9 protein-coding genes are annotated in these 15082 nt (G+C 67.6%); 6 read left to right on the top strand and 3 right to left on the bottom strand.

All coding sequences use genetic code 11. The annotated features are described in order from the left end of the window. Positions 1-98: 98 nt before the first annotated feature. The 4 genes from MasN3_RS24695 (at position 99) to MasN3_RS24680 (ending at position 8056) form a co-directional block, all read left to right on the top strand. Positions 99-4820: an NAD-glutamate dehydrogenase domain-containing protein gene (locus tag MasN3_RS24695; protein ID WP_281911044.1), complete on the top strand. Its 4722-nt coding sequence runs from the start codon at positions 99-101 to the stop codon at positions 4818-4820. A 4-nt stretch (positions 4821-4824) separates the two neighbouring features. Next, positions 4825-5826 carry a succinylglutamate desuccinylase gene (locus tag MasN3_RS24690; protein ID WP_281911042.1) on the top strand — a complete coding sequence of 334 codons (1002 nt, stop codon included), beginning with the start codon at positions 4825-4827 and terminating at the stop codon, positions 5824-5826. 109 nt (positions 5827-5935) lie between these two features. Next, positions 5936-7039: an NADH:flavin oxidoreductase/NADH oxidase gene (locus MasN3_RS24685; RefSeq protein ID WP_281911040.1), complete on the top strand. Its 1104-nt coding sequence runs from the start codon at positions 5936-5938 to the stop codon at positions 7037-7039. 141 nt (positions 7040-7180) lie between these two features. Continuing rightward, on the top strand, positions 7181-8056 hold the full coding sequence (locus tag MasN3_RS24680) for a head GIN domain-containing protein (protein WP_281911038.1): 876 nt from the start codon (positions 7181-7183) through the stop codon (positions 8054-8056). Between the two features lie 95 nt (positions 8057-8151). On the opposite strand, the gene hmpA is transcribed toward MasN3_RS24680, so the two are convergent. Next, on the bottom strand, positions 8152-9339 hold the full coding sequence (hmpA, locus tag MasN3_RS24675) for an NO-inducible flavohemoprotein (RefSeq protein ID WP_281911036.1): 1188 nt from the start codon (positions 9337-9339) through the stop codon (positions 8152-8154). Positions 9340-9562: 223 nt separating this feature from the next. Here hmpA and MasN3_RS24670 point away from each other — a divergent pair, with 223 nt between their 5' ends. Both MasN3_RS24670 and MasN3_RS24665 read left to right on the top strand, forming a co-directional pair. After that, on the top strand, positions 9563-11029 hold the full coding sequence (locus MasN3_RS24670; RefSeq protein WP_281911035.1) for an APC family permease: 1467 nt from the start codon (positions 9563-9565) through the stop codon (positions 11027-11029). Between the two features lie 4 nt (positions 11030-11033). Then, positions 11034-11681: a CatA-like O-acetyltransferase gene (locus MasN3_RS24665; RefSeq protein ID WP_281911033.1), complete on the top strand. Its 648-nt coding sequence runs from the start codon at positions 11034-11036 to the stop codon at positions 11679-11681. Here the strand turns inward: MasN3_RS24665 and MasN3_RS24660 are convergent. Together MasN3_RS24660 and MasN3_RS24655 are read right to left on the bottom strand one after the other, a co-directional pair. Then, positions 11662-12750, bottom strand: a complete 1089-nt coding sequence (locus MasN3_RS24660; protein WP_281911031.1) for an alpha/beta fold hydrolase — start codon at positions 12748-12750, stop codon at positions 11662-11664. The two genes, MasN3_RS24665 and MasN3_RS24660, sit on opposite strands and share 20 nt — an antisense overlap. A gap of 166 nt (positions 12751-12916) precedes the next feature. Continuing rightward, positions 12917-15082, bottom strand: a complete 2166-nt coding sequence (locus MasN3_RS24655) for a S46 family peptidase (protein WP_281911030.1) — start codon at positions 15080-15082, stop codon at positions 12917-12919.

Here is a 15082-nt window from a genome sequence, read left to right as displayed (position 1 = left end):
AACGGATTCGGACGGGACACCCCTGTCCATATAAAGCCAGGGTAGCGTGAAGCCACAAGCAAGAACGCACCCCGGCATACAAACTTTGGAGAAGTAACATGAAAGACATGCCTCAAGATTTGCGCAGCCAGACGCTCAACCTGGTCAACGCAAACCAGTCCGCCGCCGGCGCCAATGCGCAGGTAGGGGCGCTCATCAGCGCCTGGCTCGGATCGCTGGACGACGAAGACCTGGCCGGCACCGCGCCCGAAAGCCTGGCCCCGGTGCTGTGGGAAGGATTCTCGCAGCTGGCCCAGCGCAGCGGCCCTGGCTGCCAGATCGCCACGATGCGCTACTCCGACGGCCGTGGCGGCATGGCGACCGCCCTGCTGATCCTGAACGACGACATGCCTTACCTGGTCGATTCCTTCGTCATGGCCTTGCGCAAGGAGCGCCAGACCGCCAGCGGCGTGATGAACGCCGTGCTGCCGGTGCGCCGTGACGCGAATGGCCTGGCGAGCGCCGTCGGCGAAGCCGGCGCGCCGCTCGAATCGATCGTGCTGATCCTGATGAGCGACGAGCTCGAATTCTCCGAACTGGATTCCCTGACCGCGCGCATCCGCATGGTGGCCAGCGACGCCGCCACCGTGCAGCGCGACGCCGTCAAGATGGCCGACCGCATGACCGCGGTGGCCGCGGCCGCCGCGCAGGCCGGCAGCGCCGAAGGCCAGGAAGTGGCCGCCTTCCTCGAATGGGCCAAGAACGAAGGCTTCGAGCCCTTCGGCTACGCCTACTACGCGGTGAAGGAAGGCGCGCGCGAACTCGAGCGCGACATCCCGAGCCGCGTCGGCGTGCTGGCCGACACCGCCCACCCGGTCTACGGCACCTGCCTGGCCAACATCCCGGGCGACTTCGAAACCCTGTCGCGCCGCGCCGACACCCTGTCGATCGTCAAGGCCGACGTCGAGGGCACCCTGCATCGCGACCAGCCGCTCGACTTCATCGGCGTGCGCAATACCGACGCGCAAGGCAAGATCCTGGGCGAGCATTGTTTTGTGGGCCTGTTCACCCGCGCCGCTACCTCGACCCCGCTGGCGCGCCTGCCGTTCGCGCGCGGCCGCGTCGCCAAGGTGCTGTCGATCGCCGGCGTGCGCCAGGAAGGCTTCCGCGCCGAGAAGTTCGTCGAGATCCTCGAGTCGCTGCCGCGCACCGAAGCGCTGGAAGCCGACCCGGAATGGCTGGCCCAGGTGTGCTCCTCGGTCGTGTCGATGTACAAGCAGCCGCGCCCGAAGGTCTTCGCGCGCCGCGACGTGTATGCGCGCCACCTGAACGTGCTGGTCTACCTGCCGCGCGAGCGCTACAGCGCCGCGGTCGCCGCCAGCCTGGCCTCGGCCCTGAAGGACAGCTCCGGCGCCCGCGACGTGCGCGTCCAGACCCTGGTCGCCGACGGTCCGCTGGCACGCGTCTACCTGATCGCGCATGCCGCCCGCTATCCGCTCGACCTCGAAACCGACATCCAGCAGCCGCTGCTGGCAGTGCTGGACGGCTGGCATGACCGCTTCGCCGCCGCCACCAACACCATCGACGACGCTGGCCTGCGCAGCAGCCTGCGCAAGCTCGGCGCCAACCTGCCGGTCAGCTTCGTCACCAACACCGCGCCGGAAACCGCGTTCCGCGACCTGCAGGCCCTGCTGAAGAACGGCCGCGGCGATGGCCAGAACCAGCGCGTCGCCGTGCGCGTGGAGCCGGGCGACGCCGCCAACGGCATCGACGCCTCGATCCGCCTGTACTCGGGCGAGGTCGTGCCTTCGCTGTCGCGCATCCTGCCGGCCCTGCAGAACGCCGGCATCGCGGTCGACCGCGAGCAGACCTGGACCTTCAAGACCGCCGACGGCGCCGTGCACAACGTCACCGCGCTGGCCGTGGACGACGAAAGCGGCGCCAAGCTGGTCAAGCCGGGCATCATCCCGGTGGCCGAGGAGCTGTTCACCGCGCTGTTCAACAACGACGCCGAAGACGGCCGCATGAACGGCCTGACCATCGAAGGCGGCCTGTCGCTGCGCGAAGTGCAGCTGGTGCGCGCCTACATCAGCTACTGGCGCCAGCTGGGCTCGAAGTTCTCGGTGCGCTACATGGCCGAAACCCTGCGCACCCAGCCGGCCCTGGTGAAGGAATTCGTCACCGGCTTCCTGATGCGCTTCGATCCGAGGCTGGACGAGGCCGAGCACGCCGCCGGCACCGCCAAGCTGGCCGCGCTGAAGGCCGGCCTGTCGACCGTGAACCACGCCGACACCGAGGAAATCATGGCGGCCCTGGTCGACCTGGCCCTGGCCACCATGCGCACCAACTACTTCCAGAACGCCGGCGAGAAGATGATCTTCAAGGTCGACACCAGCAGCCTGGCGCTGGCGCCGGAACCGCGTCCGTACCGCGAGATCTACGTATTCTCGCGCCGCTTCGAAGGCGTGCACCTGCGCGGCGGCCCGGTCGCCCGCGGCGGCCTGCGCTGGTCGGACCGCATGGAAGACTACCGCACCGAAGTGCTGGGCCTGGTGAAGGCGCAGATGGTCAAGAACGCCGTCATCGTGCCGGCCGGCTCGAAGGGCGGCTTCGTGTGCAAGCAGATGCCGCAGGGCGCCCCGCGTGAAGTGGTGGCCGCCGAGGGCGAAGCCTGCTACCGCGAGTTCATCTCCAGCCTGCTGGAAGTGACCGACAACCGCGTGCGCGGCGAAATCGTCCCGCCGGAAAACACCGTGCGCCATGACCAGGACGACCCGTACCTGGTGGTGGCCGCCGACAAGGGCACCGCGACCTTCTCGGACATCGCCAACAGCATCGCCGTCAAGCGCGGCTTCTGGCTGGGCGACGCCTTCGCTTCGGGCGGTTCGAACGGCTACGACCACAAGAAGATGGGCATTACCGCCAAGGGCGCATTCGAAGCGGTCAAGCGCCACTTCTTCGAACTGGGCCACGACATGAACACCACCCCGGTCACCATGGTCGGCGTGGGCGACATGTCGGGCGACGTGTTCGGCAACGGCGTGCTGCTGTCGCGCCAGCTCAAGCTGGTGGCGGCTTTTGATCACCGCCACATCTTCCTGGACCCGAACCCGGATCCGGAAGTCTCGTTCAAGGAGCGCCAGCGCATGTTCGCGCTGCCGCGCTCGTCGTGGGAAGATTACGACAAGAGCCTGATCTCGCAGGGCGGCGGCGTGTTCCCGCGCACCGCGCGCGCGATCGAGCTGAGCCCGGAAGTGCGTGCCGTCCTCGACATCAAGGAAACCTCGCTCTCGCCTGAAGAACTGATGCACCGCATCCTGCTGGCGCCGGTGGACCTGTTCTACAACGGCGGCATCGGCACCTACATCAAGTCCTCGAACGAGACCCATGCCCAGGTGAAGGACCGCGCCAACGACCGCATCCGCGTCAACGGCGGCGAAATGCGCTGCAAGGTGGTGGGCGAGGGCGGCAACCTGGGCGCGACCCAGGCCGGCCGTATCGAGTTCGCCCTGAACGGCGGCCGCATCTTCACCGATGCGATCGACAACTCGGCGGGCGTGGACTGCTCGGACCACGAAGTGAACATCAAGATCTGGCTGGACACCGAAGTCAAGGCCGGCGAACTGCCGGAAGAGGACCGCAACCGCATCCTGAACGAGATGACCGGCGCGGTGGAACAGCTGGTCCTGCGCGACAACAAGCAGCAGACCCACCTGCTGACCCGCGAAGCCCAGGCCCAGGCCACCGCCTCCGTGGTGGACGGCTACGCCGCATTGATCACCAACCTGGAAGCGGAAGGCGCCGTCAACCGCGAACTGGAACAGCTGCCGACCGACGCCGAGCTGGCCCGCCGCAAGGCGCTGGGCCTGGGCCTGGCCACGCCGGAGCTGGCGGTGGTCATCGCCAACGTGAAGAACCGCTTCAAGCGCACCCTGCTGGCGCTGCCGCTGGTCGAGGAATCGTGGGCCGAGTCGCTGCTGCGCCCATACTTCCCGGCGCAAATGGTCGCCACCCGCAACCCGCTGAACCACCCGCTGGCCAACGCCATCCTGGCGACCGTGCTGGCCAACGAGGCGGTGAACCGTTGCGGTCCGCTGATGCTGCGCGACCTGGCGGCCGAGCACCGCGTCGACGAGACCGAAGTGGTGAAGGCCTGGGCGCGCGCCTGGTCGGCGCTGCACCTGGCGTCGGTGTTCGACGCGCTCGACGCCGATGCGCTGAAAGTGCCGCGTGACGTCTCGATGGCGGTCGACATGCGCACCCGTGCGCTGATGCGCGCCGTGATCGAAGGCGTGCTCTCGCTGCCGGCCGGCGCCGACGGCATGGCCGAGCTGTCGACCCTGTTCGGCCAGGCCGACCAGCTCCGCGTCTTGAGCCCGGCCCGTTCCGAAGCCGACGGCCACAGCGGCCTGCCGGCGCCGTTCACCGCGGCGTGGAAGACGGTCGAGACCATCGAGTCGCTGGCCACCTTCCTGTTCGCGGCGGTGTCGGTGCAGCGTCCGGGCGGCATGAGCCTGGCCCAGTTCCTGCAGGTCGGCATGGCGCTGCGCCAGCAGGCCGGCATCGACATGCTCGAGCGCGGCCTGAAACTGCCGGCCCAGAGCAAGGCCCAGGAACAGCTGCGCAACTACGCGATGCAGGCCCTGCGCCGCACCCAGCAGCGCCTGCTGCTGCAGGTGATCGAGCGTGCCGGCGCCGGCGGCGATCCGCTGGCGGCCGTCAAGGAAGTCACCGAGGCGCGCGGCCTGACCGGCTTCGCACAGCCGGTCGAGCTCGAGCAGGCCATGCTGGACGTCTGGGCGCTGTCGGAAGGTTCGAGCCCGGACCGCCTGGCTGCGTAAGCGGATGAGCGCGAACCTGGGTTCCGCGCTGCCGGAAGCGGTGCGCGCACTGGCCGAAGCGGATTTCGCTTCGGTCGCGCAGCGCTTCTCGAGCGCCGGCTTCGCGGTTGCGCTGCCGGCGCCCGGCATCCTGACGGTGAAAGCGGCGGCGCCCGACCCGGCACGCGCGAGCGTGCTGGTGTCGGTGGGCGTGCATGGCGACGAGACCGGGCCGATCGAGATGGTGGCCTGGCTGATCGAAGCCCTGTCGCGCACCCCGCGCGAGCTGGCGGTGGACCTGATGCTGTGCGTCGGGAACATCGATGCCATCGCCCAGGGCAAGCGTTTCATCGACGCCGACCTGAACCGCATGTTCCGTGCGGATCGCGGGACGCTGGCCGGGACCGCGGAAGCGGCGCGCGCCGATGCGCTGATCGACGCCACCCGCGCTTTCTTCGAAGGGGCGGGTGCGCAGCGCTGGCACCTCGACCTGCACACGGCGATCCGGCCTTCGCACTATCCGATGTTCGCGATTGTGCCCGAGATCATTCGTGAGGAGCCACGCAAGGCGCTCATCGACTGGCTGGGACAGGCGGCGATCGGCGCCGTCATCATGAACCCGAAGTCGGTGGGCACCTACAGCTACTATTCAAGCGAGCACCATGGCGCCGCGGGCAGCACCGTGGAGCTGGGGCGGGTCGGGACGCTGGGGCAGAACGACCTGTCGCAGTTCGCCGATGCGTCCCAGGCGCTGGACCGCCTGCTGCGCGGCCGGCCGGCTTTTGAAGCCAAGGCGGCGCCGCACGTGTTCGCGACGGCGCGCCAGGTGATCAAGCTGTCCGATGCCTTCACCATGTCGGTGGGGCGCGAGACCTGGAACTTCACGCCGATGAAGAAGGGCGACGTCATCGCCACCGATGGCGACACCGTGTACCGGGTGGAGCACGACGAGGAACTGGTCGTGTTTCCGAACCCGGACGTGCGGGTCGGCCTGCGTGCCGGGCTGATGGTCACGCGTATCGGCTGAGCAGACGAACAAGGGGAAGCGGTGCTTCCCCTTTTTTTTTCCAGGCAAGCTCGCAGCATCAAACCCGCCGCCAAGCTAGACTGAAGCCTTTGCCCCGAGCGGAGGCTTCATGAGCAGCATGCTTTTCTCCCCAGTCACCCTGGGCCCCCTGCAACTCCCCAACCGCATCGCGATCGCCCCGATGTGCCAGTACTCAAGCGTCGACGGCCTGCCGACCGACTGGCACACCATCCACCTCGGCAATCTGGCGCTGTCCGGCGCCGGCCTCCTGATCATCGAAGCGACGGCGGTGACGCCCGAGGGCCGCATCTCCGCGGATGACCTGGGCCTGTGGTCCGACGCCCACCAGGAGGCGCTGGCGCCGGTGATCCGTGCGCTGCGCCGATACTCCCCCATCAAGATCGCCATCCAGTTGGCCCACGCCGGGCGCAAGGCCTCGACCAGGGTGCCATGGGAAGGCGGCGCCCAGGTCGCACCGAGCCAGCCGCGCGGCTGGCAGACCCTGGCCCCATCGGCTGTCCCGCACGCGGAAGGCGAGGCGCCGCCGCTTGCGCTCGATGCGGACGGCCTGGCGCGGGTCAAAGACGGCTTTGTCGCCGGCGCGCGCCGCGCCGCTGCGCTGGGGCTGGACGGCATCGAGCTGCATGCGGCCCACGGCTATCTGATGCACCAGTTCCTGTCGCCGCTGTCGAACCTGCGCGCGGACGCCTACGGCGGTTCGCTGGAAAACCGCATGCGCTTCCCGCTCGAGGTCTTCGAGGCCGTGCGCGCCGCGGTGCCGCGGGAGATGGCGGTGGGCGTGCGCATCTCGGCCACCGACTGGGTCGAGGGCGGCTGGGAGATCGAGCAGAGCCTGCGTTTTGCCGCCGAGCTGAAAGAACGCGGCTGCGACTTCATCCACGTCTCGACCGGCGGCTTGTCGCCGCGGCAAGAGATCCCGCTTGGACCCGGCTACCAGGTCGGCTTCGCGCAGCGCATCAAGGAGGAGACCGGCATGCCGACCATCGGCGTCGGATTGATTACGGAGGCGCAGCATGCGGAAAGCATCCTGCAGCAGGGCCAGGCCGACCTCATCGGCCTGGCGCGCGCCATGCTGTACGACCCGCGCTGGCCCTGGCACGCGGCGGCCGAGCTGGGCGAGCAGGTGTTCGCGCCGCCCCAGTACTGGCGTTCGCAGCCGCGCGAATACAAGGACTTGTTCCGCAACCGCTGAAGCGTCCGCCGGCGGCGTGCAGCCGCAGCTCGGCCAGCCGCAGTTCAGCTATCGTTTCCTGCAGCCTGTCGCACGGGGCGGGCGGGAGGGCGAAGTGATTGTTAAAGTCGCACCAGTTAACAATCACGGAGGATTTTCGTCATGCGTCTCATCGCCCTTGCCACCATTGCCGCCGCCGTCGCTGCCCTGAGCGGCTGCGCCATCATCGTGTCGCCGAACGACGGCGACGTGCGCATGCGCACGGTGTTCAGCGACAGCGCGGTCGAGGGCGACGGCGTCGCCGCGCGCGACCAGCGCCAGGTGGCGGCGCACGGCGTGCTGGACGTCAGCGGGTCGATGCAGGTCGAGGTGCAGGTGCGCCCGGGCCAGGCGCCCTCGCTGCTGGTCGAAGCCGACGGCAACCTGCTGCCCTACATCCGCACCGAGGCGCAGGGCAATACCTTGAAGATCGCCAGCGAGCGCCAGCTGCGCAGCAAGACCCCGGTGCGCATCGTCTACACCACGCCGCGCCTGACCGAGGTGCGCGCCGCCGGCTCCGGCCAGGTCGTCGTGCGCGACCTGGACGGCGCGCCGCTGGAGGTGCGCAAGAGCGGTTCCGGGCAGGTACGCCTGTCCGGCCGGGTCGACAGCCTGCATGCGCGCGTGAGCGGCTCGGGCGTCCTCGATGCGGGTGCGCTGAAGAGCGCCAGCGCCGACCTCAGCCTGGCGGGTTCGGGCCGCATGAACATCGGCGAGATCCGCGGCGACTACCTGCGCGCCAGCGTGGCCGGTTCGGGGGTGCTGCAGGCCGGCGGCGCGGTGCGTTCGCTGAATGCCCGCGTGGCCGGCTCGGGCAGCGTGGACCTGGCCGCGCTGTCGACGCAGGACGCCGACCTGGCGGCCGACGGTTCGGGCGGGATTCGCGCCACCGTGAAGCAGTCGCTGGTGGCGCACGGCGGCGGCTCGGGCGGGATCCGGGTGTATGGCCACCCGGCGCAGCGGAGCATTACCGGGCGTAACGTGCATCTGCTGGATTGACGTTCACCCAATGCCGCGCGTCCAGCTCCCGGATGCGCTGCGGTCATGCATGCGATGGCTGAACGCGCGGTCGGCGAAGCCGACCACCCTACGCGTTACAGCAGATTATCGAGCAGGTCCGGCCCGAACACCTCGCGGTGCAGGCGGCTGGCCGGGGCGCCGGCCGCCAGCAGGGCGTTCCACTGCGCCTGCATGAAGGGCAGCGGGCCGCACAGGTAGACGTCGGTCTCGCCACGCGGCCACGAGGGCAGGCGCGCCAGCTCCATCCGGCCCTTGAGGGCGCCGCTCGCCTCTTCCTCTTCATAGAAAGTCACCACGTGCAGGTGCGGCATGCGCGCTTTTGCCGCGGCGATGTCGCGCTGGTGCGCATGGTGCGCGGCGTTGCGGGCGGCGTGGGCGAAGATCACGCGGCGCTCCGGGTTCACCTGCGCGATGCGGTTCAGCGCCGCGATCATCGGCGTGATGCCGACGCCGGCCGAGAGCAGCACCACGGGCTCGTTCGATTCGGTATCCGGCAGGAAGTCGCCGAACGGATGGATCACGTGCAGCAGGTCGCCCACGTTCACGTTGTCGTGCAGCCAGGTCGACACTTCGCCGGCCGGATGCACGCCGCCTTCCTCGCGCTTGACCGAGATGCGCAGGCTGTCCTTGCCGGGCGCGTCCGACAGGCTGTACTGGCGCAGCTGGCGGTGGCCGTCGCTGAAATCGACCGCCACGCTCAGGTACTGGCCGGCCCGGAAGGGCGGCAGGGCGCCGCCGTCCAGCGGCACGAAGCGGATCGATACCACGTTGTCGCTCTCGCGCACCACTTCCGTCACGCGCATCGCGCGCGTCTCGCCGGGCTGCACGCCGGCTTCCTCGTACATCTTCGCTTCCGCATCGATCAGGAGGCGCGCCAGCGAGGTGTACGCTTCTTCCCAGGCCTTGAGCAGCGGCTCGGTGGCGGCGTCGCCCAGCACGGTCTTGATGGCGCCGAGCAGGTGGTGGCCGACGATCGGGTAGTGGTCGGCACGGATGCCCACCGCGGCGTGCTTGTGCACGATGCGGCTCACCACCGGGCCGAGCGCCGCGGCATTGCCGATGTTGGCGGCATACGCGAACACCGCCGACGCCAGCGATTGCTGCTGCGCGCCGCTGGCCTGGTTGCCCATGTTGAACAGGTTCTTCAGCTCGGGGTGGGCCGCGAACATGTTGCGGTAGAAGGTGGTGGTGATCGCCAGGCCGTGCTCGCGCAGGACGGGGACGGAAGCGTCGATGTACGGACGGGAAGCGCTCGAGATCATGGTGATTTCCTCTAATGATGTATTAGGCATGCATGTTTATGGCCAAAAAATGGTCCGGACACGATGGCGAATCGGTGCGGACGGGAGCATTCTAGCAAAAGATGCTGAGTAAATGCATCTTTGCGAAAACTATTTTATTGAGAGAACACATCTGCCCCTATAATCGCAGGTTTTAGAGCGCGCTCGACCGAAGCGCCCAAAGCTTCCACACAAAGGACACGCAGTGAATCTGACCCTTGGCCAAAAGCTGATCCGCACCAAAACAGCTGAACGACACCATGACGAAGACAGCGGCAGCGGCAGCGGCGGCCTCCAGCGTTCACTCGGCCTGTTCCCGCTGACCATGATCGGCGTCGGCGCCACCGTCGGCACCGGCATCTTCTTCACGATGGTCGAGGCGGTGCCGAAGGCGGGGCCGGCCGTGATCCTGTCCTTCCTGCTGGCCGCCGTCACCGCCGGCCTGACCGCGCTGTGCTATGCCGAACTGGCCGGCCGCGTGCCCGCCGCCGGTTCCTCGTATTCCTTCGCCTATGCGACCGTGGGCGAGTTCGCCGCCTTCATCGTGGCGGCCTGCCTGCTGCTCGAATACGGCCTGGCGGGAAGCGCGGTGGCGATCGGCTGGTCGGACTACCTGAGCAACTTCCTGTCGAATGCCTTCGGATGGGAGATTCCGTCGCACCTGCGCTCGCCGATGTTCGTGTCCGACCACCACAACGTCCACTTCAGCCCCGGCAACTTCAACCTGCCGCCGGTGATCCTGGTGGCGATGTGCTGCATCCTCCTGATCCGCGGCACCAGGGAATCGGCGACCACCAACGCCATCATGGTGCTGGTCAAGCTGGCCATCCTGATCTTCTTCGTCGTGATCGCCTTTACCGGCTTCGATTCGGCCAACTTCACGCCCTTCTTCAGCCCCGACCCCGACAGCGGCTACGTGGGCATGGCCGGCGTGACCGCCGCCGCCGGCACCGTGTTCTTCTCCTTCATCGGCCTGGACACCATCGCCACCGCCGGCGAGGAAGTGAACAACCCGCGCCGCAACGTGCCGATCGGGATCCTGTCCGCGCTCCTGATCGTGACCGTCTTCTACCTGCTGGTGGCGGTAGCCGCGACGGGCGCCCAGCCTGCCCGCATGTTCGCGGGCCAGGAAGCCGGCCTGTCGGTGATCCTGCAGAACGTCACCGGCCAGGCCTGGCCGGCGCTGGTGCTGTCGGCGGGCGCCGTGGTGTCGGTGTTCTCGGTGACCCTGGTGACGATCTATGGCCAGACCCGCATCCTGTACGCCATCAGCCGCGACGGCCTGATTCCGAAGACTTTCCAGAAGGTGAACAAGCGCACCCAGGCGCCGGTCAGCAACACCATCATCGTCTGCCTGGTGGTGGGCGCGGTGGCCGGCCTGGTCGACGCCACCTTCCTGTGGGACATGGTGAGCATGGGCACCCTGACCGCCTTCATCGTGGTGTCGATCGCGGTGCCGGTGATCCGCGCCAAGCAGGGCCCCGGCGAGCCGGGCCACTTCCGCGTGCCTTTCGGCCCCTATGTGATCCCGGGCCTGTCGGTGTGCGCCTGCCTGTACATCATGAAGGACCTGTCGCCGGCCACCTTCCGCGTGTTCTTCATCTGGATGGGCGTCGCGGTGGCCACCTACTTCCTGTACAGCGTGCGCCACAGCCGCCTGAACAAGCGCTAGGGACATGGAGGCGTTCGAACGGCGGCGCGACCGCTTCGCGCTGTTCGACGCGATGGACAGCGCCGCGGTCAACCTCTGCTTTCCGCTCGAGCTGCCGGACTTCCGGCCCTGGTGCCGGGAAGCGGGCCTGGCGCCGTTCCACGTGCTGCTGTGCGCGGTGCTGCGCGCGGTGCTCAAGGTGGACAACTTCCGCTACCGCCTGCTGGACGGCGAGGTGTTCCGGATCGATCGCCTGCGGCCGTCCTTCACCGTGCTCAACCAGCACCAGGACCTGAATTTCGCCCTGTTCGACTGGAGCGACGACCTGCGCGAATTCGTCGCGCGCGGCATCGCGGCGCGCGAACAGGCCGCGGCGATGACGGAGCTGAACGGCGCCTACCGCAGCCTCGGCCCGCGCGAAGCAAAGGAGCAGGTGTTCATCACCTGCATTCCCTGGCTGGCCTTCACCTCCATCCAGCACCCCAGCGCCTCGCTGGCGCATCCGGACATCCCTTCGCTAGTCTGGGGCAAGTTCCGCGCCGCGCCGGGCGGCCGCCTCGAGCTGCCGTTCTCGGTGCAGGCCCACCATGGCTTCGTCGACGGCTTCCACATCCACCAGCTGGCCCGGCAGATCGCGGCCGAGCTGGACGCGATCATTTCACCAGGGGCTTGACGACCTCCAGCAGGCTGACGAGAAGCTTGCCCGGTTCTTCCCAAGGCACCATGTGTGCCGAGCGCTCGAACCAGACGATGCGCTTGTAGGGCGCGTTCACCGCTTTCATCCAGGCGACGGTCGGCGCGGCCGGTGTGGTGTAGTCGTGGCGGCCCAGGAACATCACGACCGGGATCGGGAAGCGCTTCAGGTTCGAGAAATCGACCTCGAGGAATTCGGGCAGCACGCGGCCCAGGGTCAGCAGGCTGCCCTTGTCGATGTCCTTCACCTGGCTCGGGGTGTATTCGGGCGAGAGCAGGGGGCCGCGGAAGAAGTAGCCGGATTCGCTGCGGAACGCGGACAGGCCGCCGTAGTGCTGCGGCCACTTGCGCGCGATGACGATGCGTTCGCGCGTGATCGGCCGGTCGCCGGGGTAGGGCGCGATCGATGCCATTTCCTTGACCGCTTCGGCATTGTTCTCGCGCCTGGCGCGTTCGTAGGCGTAGTCGAAGCTGATACGCTCGTTCTCGCGCACGTTCAGCACCTGCCCGATGCCGACATAGGCGTGAAACAGGTCGGGGCGCTTGAGGGCCGCCCGCATGCCGACGATGGTGCCCCAGCTGTGCCCCATCAGGATGAGCTTGCGCTTGCCGTATGTCGCCTTCAGGTGCTCGGCCACTTCGATGGCGTCATCGACGTAGCGCTCGATGCGGATCGTTGCGCCGACCTTTTCCGGATCGGCTTCGGCATAGCTCTTGCCGGCGCCGCGCTGGTCCCAGTTCACCACCGTGAAGTATTCCTCGACCGGGCGCTGGAATTGCCACATGGTCGGCGTGATGGGGGAGGCGGGGCCGCCGTGCACGAACAGGATCATCGGGTTGGCGCGGTCCTGGCCGCGCACGCTGAGCCACTGGTCGACGCCGCCGATGCGGACCTTGTAGGATTCCTGCACGCCGGACGGGGCGCTGATGCGGTTCAGGTCCTCGACGATGGCACGCGCCTTCGCGTAGGGATTGGGCGTTTCCTGCGCCGCTGCGCCAGAGCAGGCCAGCGCCAGCAGCGCGCCGCAGAGTAGCCGGGGCGTGGTCATGTCGGTCCTTTCACTTGGATGAAGGAAGCATAGCGTCAGATCCGCCCCCCTGCGCCCGATGTGCGACGAACTGCACGAACGGTGGCCTGAAACGAAAAAAGCCACGCGGCCTTGCGGGCCGCGTGGCTTCCTCATGCATGGCGCCCCAAGGGGGACGCCGGCAAGCTTATTGCACGCCCATTTCCTTCAACAGGTTGTCGGCCTTGTCCACATGCTTCATGTTCCACAGCATGTAGCGGCTGTCGACCTGGATCGAGCGGGTCATGGCCTTGTTGAAGTCCCAGTCCGAGATGATCGAATCCAGGGTGCCGTCGAAAGCCAGGCCGATCAGCTCGCCCTTCGAGTTCAGCGCGGCCGAACCCGAGTTGCCGCCGGTGATGTCCAGCGTCGCCAGGAAGTTGACCGGCACGGTCTTCAGCTTCGGATCGGCGTACTTGCCGAAGTCCTTGGACTGGATCGCCGCCAGTTGGGCTGCCGGCGCGTTGAACTCGCCTTCGCCGGTGTGCTTGGCCACGATGCCTTTCGGGGTCGTGAACGCGGTCCAGGAACCGGTGCCGTCGGCGCCGACGTCACGGCCCATCACCTTGCCGAAGGTGACGCGCAGGGTGCCGTTGGCGTCCGGATAGACGGCCTGGCCCTTGCTGTTCATGTAGGCGATCTTGGCCCGCATGTAGTTGGCGTAGGCTTGCTGGATCTTGCCCGCCATTTCCTCTTCCTTGGCTTCATCGCGCATCGACGCGTCGTACATCGCGACGGCGGCCTTGATGAAGCTGTCGTTCGAGGCCTGGAACTCGGCCGGCGACTTCTTCAGCCATGCGCTGCGCTCTTCCTTGTTGGCCAGCTTGGAGCCGGCGTAGATGCGGTCCAGCGCGGCCTTCAGCTCGGCGTCGCTCATGCCCGGCTTGATGCCGAGGGCGGCGTCGAAGGCGGCGTCGTGCTCGGCGGCCGGCTGGGCGTTGTACTTGCTCAGGAAGTTCAGCACCAGCGCCTTGTCGACCTTTTCGTCGTAGGTGCGGTCCTGGCCGGCGATGACCGAATTCCAGCGTGCCAGGTCGCGTTCCTGGAAGCCGGTCTTGCGCTCGGCGTCGGGCTTGGTGCGCTCGTTGGCCAGGCGGTACAGCGAACGTGCCGAGGACAGGAACTTCGGCTGGGCGTAGGACAGGTAGAAGCCCTTCTTGGCGTTGGCGTCGCGCTCGGCGATCAGCTTCTCGGCCTGCTCGATGTCGGCGGCGTACTGCGCCTTGCGCGCCGGGTTGGCGTTGACCCAGGCCTTCAGGGCGTTGTGCTCGGCCGTCTTACGCTGCAGGAAGTCGCTGTTCGCGTACGAGGTCAGCATGCCCTTGCGGTTCTTGTAGTAGTTGTTGACGCCGGCGATCTGGCCTGCGTACTTGAGCTTGGCGGCCGGGTCGTTCTTGGTCTCGCGCTCGATGATCGCCAGGGTCTCGCCGGATGCCGCAACAAACGCCGGGTAGTTCCAGGTGAAAGTCGACTCGACTTCCGACGGCAGGCGGTGGCGGTTGGTGCGGCCCGGGTAGCCCAGCACCATCACGAAGTCGCCTTCCTTGGCGCTGGCGCTCGGATCGGCGATCTTCAGCACGTGCTTCGGCTTGTACGGCACGTTGTCCTGCGAGAACTCGGCGGCCTTGCCGTCCTTGCTCACGTAGGCGCGGTAGAAGCCGTAGTCGCCGGTGTGGCGCGGCCACATCCAGTTGTCGGTGTCGCCGCCGAACTTGCCGACGCCGGCCGGCGGTGCGTGCACCAGGCGCACGTCACGGATTTCCAGCTGCTTCAGGCGGTAGAACTCCAGGCCGCCGTAGTAGCTGGCCACGGTGCAGCGGTAACCGGCTTCCTTTTCGCACTCAGCCACCAGCTTCTTCTGGTTCTGTTCGATGGCGTCGATGCGTGCCTTGCCGTTCAGCTTGGCGACTTCCGGGGTGATGATCTGGTTGGTGACGTTCGCCACTTCCTCGGTCACGTAGACGCGGCTGCCCGGCGCGGCCGGCAGCTCTTCGCCCAGGGTCTTGGCCAGGAAGCCGTTGGCCAGCAGGTCGCGTTCCGGGGTCGAGTTGACCGCGATGCTGTTGTACACGCAGTGGTGGTTGGTGACGACCAGGCCCTGCGGCGAGACGAACGAGGCCGAGCAGCCGCCCAGGCTCACGATCGCGCCCATCGGGAACTCGGTCAGCTTGGTCAGGGTGGACGGATCCAGCTTGAGGCCGGCGGCTTTCAGTTGCTTGGCTACTTGTGGCAGCTGCTGCGGCATCCACATGCCTTCGTCCGCATGTGCGGCGAAGCTGGTCAGGATGGCCAGCGAGAGGAGGGTCTTTTTCAT

The sequence above is a fragment of the Massilia varians genome (assembly GCF_027923905.1).
Lineage (GTDB): Bacteria > Pseudomonadota > Gammaproteobacteria > Burkholderiales > Burkholderiaceae_D > Telluria > Telluria varians_B.
The sequence above is the reverse complement of the archived record's forward strand: the minus strand, read 5'-3'. Positions and strand labels throughout refer to the sequence as shown.